Source organism: Kitasatospora sp. NPDC059327 (genome assembly GCF_042752535.1).
Lineage (GTDB): Bacteria > Actinomycetota > Actinomycetes > Streptomycetales > Streptomycetaceae > Kitasatospora.
The window spans coordinates 21,829-28,693 of record NZ_JBHYYB010000109.1; the positions used below are offsets into that span (position 1 = coordinate 21,829).

General features: G+C 68.8%; 3 protein-coding genes and 1 pseudogene. 2 read left to right on the forward strand and 2 right to left on the reverse strand.

The genetic code is table 11. From position 1 onward, the window contains the following. Positions 1 to 371 precede the first annotated feature (371 nt). On the forward strand, positions 372 to 1,190 hold the full coding sequence (locus ACFXHB_RS37960; RefSeq protein WP_380580492.1) for an SAM-dependent methyltransferase: 819 nt from the start codon (positions 372 to 374) through the stop codon (positions 1,188 to 1,190). Between the two features lie 192 nt (positions 1,191 to 1,382). On the opposite strand, the gene ACFXHB_RS37965 is transcribed toward ACFXHB_RS37960, so the two are convergent. Next, on the reverse strand, positions 1,383 to 3,383 hold the full coding sequence (locus ACFXHB_RS37965) for an alpha-L-fucosidase (RefSeq protein ID WP_380580494.1): 2,001 nt from the start codon (positions 3,381 to 3,383) through the stop codon (positions 1,383 to 1,385). A gap of 1,627 nt (positions 3,384 to 5,010) precedes the next feature. Here ACFXHB_RS37965 and tatA point away from each other — a divergent pair. After that, on the forward strand, positions 5,011 to 5,187 hold the full coding sequence (tatA, locus tag ACFXHB_RS37970; RefSeq protein ID WP_380580496.1) for a Sec-independent protein translocase subunit TatA: 177 nt from the start codon (positions 5,011 to 5,013) through the stop codon (positions 5,185 to 5,187). 21 nt (positions 5,188 to 5,208) lie between these two features. On the opposite strand, the pseudogene ACFXHB_RS37975 reads toward tatA, so the two are convergent. Continuing rightward, positions 5,209 to 6,418: pseudogene (locus ACFXHB_RS37975) on the reverse strand (IS3 family transposase). Between the last annotated feature and the right edge of the window lie 447 nt (positions 6,419 to 6,865).

The following is a 6,865-nucleotide window of genomic DNA, read 5'->3' on the forward strand; positions in this document are numbered from 1 at the left end:
CGTGGAGGTCCGATGCCGCACGTCACCCAGACAATCCCCGTCTCCGCCGCCAGTGCCCGATCTGCCAAGGCCGTCGTCCGGGAGCGTTCATGAGGCGCGAGCACGATATCCGACGTTCCGAGGTGTCGGGACCCGACGCCGATGTGGCCTCCCACATGGCCGGCCACCAGGATGGGAGCTCGGTGAGAACCGGCGCGCCGCTGATCGAACGACATTCCAAAGGCTCGGGCGGCACGAGAGTGTCGGGGCGAGATCGCCCGCGCCCGGCCGAGCCCGCGCGCCGCTCCGCCACCGCGTACAGCGCTGTTGGGATGGACCACGTCAACGTACCGGTCGCCCGAGTCCGCGCTCCGTGGGCGCTCCCGGCGCCCATGCCTGAGCACCAGGAGACCCTCCGACTGGACACCCCCACGTCAGCGCGTCTGGCAAGCCTGATGCTCGGCGGCAAGGACCACCTGGCCGCGGACCGCGCCCTGCTCACTCTCCTCATGGCCGAGGACCCGCACTGCGTTCCGGTTGCCGGACAGAGCCGTGCCTTCCTCCACCTCGCGGCCCGGAGTCTGGCCGAGCAGGGCCAGGAGCAGTTCCTGGACCTGGGTTGTGGACTGACGACCGAGGCGACCGGCACCCTCCTCGCCCCGATCCACACCTCCGTCCTGGGCGCCCGACCCACGGCTCGAACGGTCTACGTGGACAACGACCCGATGGTGATGGCCCACGCCCGGGCGCTGCCGCACCCACCAGCCCCGGCGATGATCCGCCATGTGCGCGCCGACCTGACCGCCCCGAAGGATCTCCTGGCCGCGGTGCGAGCCGACGGGGACCTGGACTGGCGGCGCCCGGTCACGGTGATCCTCGGCGACGTCCTGCACGAACTGACCGATCCTCAGACAAGGCTATTGCTCGGTTCCTTGAGCCGGGTCCTTCCCATCGGGAGTGTGCTGGTGCTCAGCCACCGCACAGCGGACGGCACCGACCCCCGCCTCACCGCGCGCGTGGCGGCCCACTACGCGCGGTCCGGCCTGCCCTGGTACCCACGCGGCCGGCAAACCGTCAACTCGCTGCTGGACGGCTGGGGCCGGCGCGCGCCGGAGATCGCCGCCCCACACACCCGGCCGTCGGCGGATGCCGCCGACACACCGGGCGTGTACACGGTGGTGGCCGTGGCGGGCGACCGACTGGCTGGGTGACGCCGTGGGGTCCACGGAGGGTGGGGCGCGGGTGCCATCCGGCGTCACCAGCCCCGACGGAGCAGTCCCGAGGGTTGGTGAGGACGGGCCCTCGGGCCCGTCCTCACCAACCTGACCTGCTGTCATTGGCGCCGGCTCACCGGCACCGCCCCGCGTGTCGTACGGGGCGGGGGCGGCGAGCCGCACCGACCGTCAGACGGCGGTGATGATCCAGTCCCTGTCGGTACTGGTGCTGACGGTGCTGGCTGGTGGCCGCATCACCGGGTTGGAGCCGCTCGTGGTACTGCCGTTGCCGTCGATGGCCTTGTGGTTGGCTCGGTTGATGATCTGGTAGCGGTTGCCACCGACGCTGTTGAGCATCCACTGCTGATTGCGGCTGCCGCTCCACGGGGCCTGGCTGACGGGGGCGTCCTGGGTGGTGTCGCCCCTGCTGCCGATGACCATGTTGTTGATGCGGTTCAGGATGCGGTAGTAGCCGTCTCCCACGGGTATCAGCTGCCACTGCAGATTGGGGCTCTCGTTGGAGTGCCACTGCTTGAGGAGGGACCCCGCGGCGACCTGGCCCCCGCCGTCGAGCACCTTTCCGGTGGTCGCGTTGGCGATCTTCACCCAGGTGGTCGGGGCGGCCGGCGCGTTGAGGGTGGGGACCTGGCCGGAGAAGGTGAGTTTGACGGAGTAGGCCAGGGCGTCGAACGGCGGGTTGGACGAGGGCATGGTCAGGTGCAGACCGGCACCGTCCTGGGTCGGTGCGGGCAGGTTGATGTAGGTCCCCGTGGTGTTGTTCAGCAGTTGCGCGCCGGTCAGGTTGGTGAGGTTGATCCGGTTGGAGTTCAGCGTTCCGATGGTCATGGTGGCGCCCTGCCAGCCTAGCGCGGTGGCGTACAGCACCCGGTTGTCCTTGCTTCGGGCGAACCGGATGTCCCGCGCCGTGCCGGCCTTCGGGGTGATGGACAATCCGGATCCGCCCATCTGGGTGGGGCCCTCGCCGTGGCAGCTCCAGGCGCGGGTGGCGTAGAAGCACTCCCCGAAGCGGCCGAGCCAGTCCCCGATGGCGAGCAGGATGGCCTGCTGTTCGGAGGGGATGGAGCCGTCGGCCTTCGGGGCGATGTTCAGCAGGGTGGCGCCCCCCTTACTGATCCTGTCGATCAGTCCGTGCAGCATGGCCCGCGCGGAGTAGTAGCCGATGCCCTCCGTGTAGCACCAGCTGGTGGAGGAGACGCTGTCGTCGGTCATCCAGAAGGGGCTGAGCATCCCGGTCGGACCGCCGCGCTCGATGTCGAAGACCGAGCTCTCGATACTGAGACCGTCCTTGTAGACCGTGACGACGTCCTTGTTCCCTGCGACGGCGGCGTTGTAGTAGTGCGCGAGGAACTGCAAACGCTGGGACTCCGCGATGCCGTCCATTCCGAAGTCCTGCCAGATCATGTCCGGCTGGTAGCCGTCGATGACCTCGATCAGCTTGTCGCCCCAGAGCTTGTACATCGCGGTACTGCCCAGCTGTCCGTAGAGCATCCGGAGTGCCGGATCCGACTGCCGAGGCGCGAACTCGAAGAATCCGCCTGTGCTGTGGTAGGCGTGGTGAAGCGACGTCACGAGCTTCAGACCCTGGGCGCGGATGGCCGTCGCGCCCAGTCCCACGAGATCGAGCCGGGGGCCGCGCTGGACCGAGTTCCACGGGTTGCACCGGCTGTTCCACATCGAGTAACCGTCGTGGTGCTCGGCCACCGGACCCGCGAACCTCGCGCCCGCGTCCTTGAACAGCCGCGCCCACGCGTCCGGGTCCCACGCGCCGCCCTGAGAGACAAGCCTGGGGGCGAACTGCACGAAGTTGCCGGCCTTGTCACGGGCACCGTCGATGAAGTTGTGGTACGGCCACACCGAGGGGTCGCCGTACTTTTCGACGTGGTGCCGATTGTCGGATTGGCCGGACTCGTACATCCTTCTCGGGTACCACTCATTGTGGAACGCGGGAACACTGAAGACGCCCCAGTGGTAGTAGATCCCGAACTTGCCGTCCTGGAACCACTCGGGGGCCGGGGGATGCTGGTTCACCGAGGACCAGGACGCGGTGTAGTTCTGGGGTCCCTCGGTCGCGGAAGCCTCAGGGGCGAACCGCAACAGACCGAACGCCGTGGCCGCGCCGGCCGCGCCCAGCAGGCTGCGTCTGCTGATCTGATAGGGAGAGGAAGACATGTCGTTCCCTTCGAAACGCCGATGATGATCGATTGAGAGTGGAGGGCACCCAGCGTCCAGGAGTGGCCTGGGAGTCCGTGCCCTTGGTTGCCCGCGACGTGACACCACGCGGCGTGGTGTGGCGCCGCGCGATCCGGGCGACGCTGACGATGGAGGGACAGGTAGTCGGCGGCGGCCATCGGATCCCTGGGAGTCCGTCCTGCCGAGCGATGCCGTCGGGGTCGACGACCGCACAGGGAAGTCGACCATCCGAGATGGATCGGCCCCGCCCTCGCATGCGCGGAGGCGGCACCGACGATCGCGGCTGTCCAACCGCGCCGCTCCACCCCAGGCCACGAGGCCAAGCGGCGGTCCCCGGCGGGGCGCAGCAGCAGCGGCGCGGTCGAGACGACCGAGAGCCGGGACAGGTGGAGCGGGGACCCGTCCATCAAGGTATCCCCAACCGTGCCGCGGCCCATCACGCCGGCGCCGTGCCGGGCGATGTGGCGGCCGACACACCACCTTCCGTCGGACCGGAACCATCTGTGACCGTGGGGGAACCCGGGCCACCGACGTTCGCTTCAGCCGCGACACCCGCGAGGAGCCGCCGCCGTCGGCCACCGACCGGCCCGAAACCGGTCGCGACGATCTCGAAGGCACTGTGGCCGGTTACGGCAAGTACCCTCCCCGCCATCCGGTGACGCCACCGACCGCGGTACCGCGATCGCCATACCGGTGAGGACCCTCCTTCGAGAAGTTGACTCCGACGACGTGGATCCTGCCCGATCGCCGACCACAGGGCGGCCCAGCGCGCACGCTCCAGCAAAGTAGTCCTCCAGCGTCGACGATTCCGCCATGAACCGCATGCGGACACGGGGGACTCCCGTGGGCGGCCCACCTGCTGTCGGCAACCCAACTGCCGCACTAGACATTGGATGTATTAACGGGGATCGATTCCGCCTTGTCTATAGACTTGGCAAAGTCTCCTGACGAATCCCCAAGTATGCCGCCATGTAACGGTGTCGACACCGGGAGAGATGGGATGTCCGATGGCATCCGTAGGGCCTGTAGAGACTCGGTCCGTGGCCGACAGCAGGTGAGCATCCCCGGCCCCCGAACCATGGCGAGCTCTCGGGGCAGACCGTGTCCCCGCTGGTCGGCCGGGAAACCCGCGAATGGCGACACGGGCCACCCCGTCCGTCGGCATGCCGAGCACGACCCCCCGCGTGCGAACCCCGCGAACCTCGTGCCGAAGGGCTTGACCACGCCCGACGGATGACTGATAGTCACCACAGAAGTCCTGTTGGCGCTACTGCCCGGATCATTTGGGCATCACGTGACAGGTCGTCTGATGTTCCGTCACGGCAAGGCCTGAGATGCCCCGCTCCCGGAATCGGGACGGTCTCCGGGGAACGCGCGGACCCGTCGCCGCCGGCCCGACCTAGGTGAAGTCACTTCCCCTGCCCCGATCACCAAGCCGTCGACCGGCGGCCTGATTCCACCATGACGAACTCGCGGACACACGCCGAGGAACGCGTACTCCGCATGCTTCCGCCGACACCGGCCTGGCTCGGCACGCGGCCGACCCACTCCGCTCCACCGGTTGCGACCCCGCGGCCCTGTCAACAAGCAAGGAAGGGGTAATCCCATGCTCCGCAACGCCCTGGAACCCTGGCACCTTCTCATCGTGGTCGCCGTCATCATGCTGCTCTTCGGATCGAAGAAGCTGCCCGAAGCTGCCCGCGGGCTCGGCAAGTCGCTTCGCATCCTCAAAGCCGAGACAAGGGCACTCCACGACGACGCCCCGACCGAGACCGGGCCCTGACCCTGGATGTTGGACACGGGGTTATGCGGCTTGGGCGAGTGTAGTTGGTCGTGTGTCGAGTGTGGGCTCGTAGGCGATCGAGCTGCGGTGTCCGAGGCTGCTGTGACGGCGGAGGGTGTTGTAGCGGTGCGGCCAGCGGAACAGGTCGAGGCGGGCTTCGCGTTCGCTGGACCAGCTCTTTCGGCCTTGGAGCGTCTCGCGTTTCATAGTCGCGTTGAAGGTCTCCGCGAGTGCGTTGTCCGCGCTGGACCCGACGGCGCTGATCGACTGCCGGACGCCGGCCCGGTGGCAGGCGGCGGCGAAGGTCCGGCTGCTGTACCGGGAGCCGTGATCGGTGTGCATCACCGCGCCGGCCAGGCTGCCGCAGGTCCGTTCGGCCGCGGCCAGGGCGTCGATGACCAGTTGGGCGCGCATGTGGTCCGCGATCGCCCGGCCGGCCAGTCGGCGTGAGCACAGGTCGATCACGGTCGCCAGACAGCGGAACCTCCCGCCGCCGACCGGCAGGTAGGTGATGTCGCCGACGTACTTCTGGTTGGGCTGATCGGCGGTGAAGCCGCGGCCGACCAGGTCCGGTGCCTTCGCGGCGGCGGGATCCGGGATCGTCGTGCGGTGTGTGCGCCGCAACCGCGGTCCGGCGATCCGGGCGGCGCTCATCAGCCGGGCGACCTTCTTGTGGTTCACCACCCCGCCCTGGTCGCGGAGCTCGGCGGTGACGCGGGGAACGCCGTAGGTGCCGTCCGAGGCCGCATGGACGGCACCTATCCGCGCGGTGACCTCGGCGTCCGCGGCCTGCCGCGCGACCCGCGCCGGCGCGGTGGACCGCCAGTAGTAGAAGCTGGACCGGGCGATGCCCAGGACCTGGCACAACCGCTTGACGCCGTAGCGGCGCTGGTGGTCGGCAACGAACTGGCAGCGGTTCACCAGCGCGTCTCCCCCGCGAAATACCGGGCAGCCTTCCGCGGGATGTCCCGCTCCTCCTCCAACTCGCGGATCCTCTTGCGCGCGGCCGCCGCTCGGCCTGCGCCACGTCGGCGGCCGGGGCCGGCGCGCCTGTCTGGGACGCCGAGTGCGAGGCGGGACGTCGCCCGTCGGCGGTCCGGATCCGGTTGCGCAGGGTCTCGGTGTTCACCCCGAGGTCCTCGGCGACCGACTTGATCGTCGCCCCCGGCCGGGACCGGTACAGCGCGACCGCGTCCGCCTTGAACTGCGGCGGGTAGTGCTTCATCACCATCTGTGCAGGACTCCTGTCCACCTGAACCATCAAGATCCAAGTGTCTCTGGTGTCCAACATCCGGGGTCAGGGCCCGCTCCCTTCTCACGGCCCATCAGGCCATGTCCGGCAACCTTCCGCACCTCGGGGAACCTCAATGCTGAAGCGGCTACGGGCTGGGGCCCGCTGGGCCTCAGAAGCCGTTGTCTTTCCGGGAGTGATGGCTGCGTTTCCGCAGGTCAGGCATAGTTCGGTGTTTCGGTGGCAGGGACGGGGTGTCGTGTGTCTCTTCGGTGGAGGTGCCGGGATGCCGTCGGTGATGGGGTTGCTGGAGGAGCGCGAACGCGCGGCTCGGCAGCGGGTGGAGGCCCTTCAGGCCGAGCTGCGGGAGGCGGAGTCCGTGTGGGAGCGGTTCGTGATCGCCCGCGAGACGGTGGCCGAGGTCCTCGGGCAACCATGCGGAAGCGA

Bases quoted from the DNA above. Each gene is read 5' to 3' on its own strand.
- ACFXHB_RS37960 (WP_380580492.1), top strand. From the start codon at position 372: ATGCCTGAGCACCAGGAGACCCTCCGACTGGACACCCCCACGTCAGCG.
- ACFXHB_RS37965 (WP_380580494.1), bottom strand. From the start codon at position 3,383: ATGTCTTCCTCTCCCTATCAGATCAGCAGACGCAGCCTGCTGGGCGCG.
- tatA (WP_380580496.1), top strand. From the start codon at position 5,011: ATGCTCCGCAACGCCCTGGAACCCTGGCACCTTCTCATCGTGGTCGCC.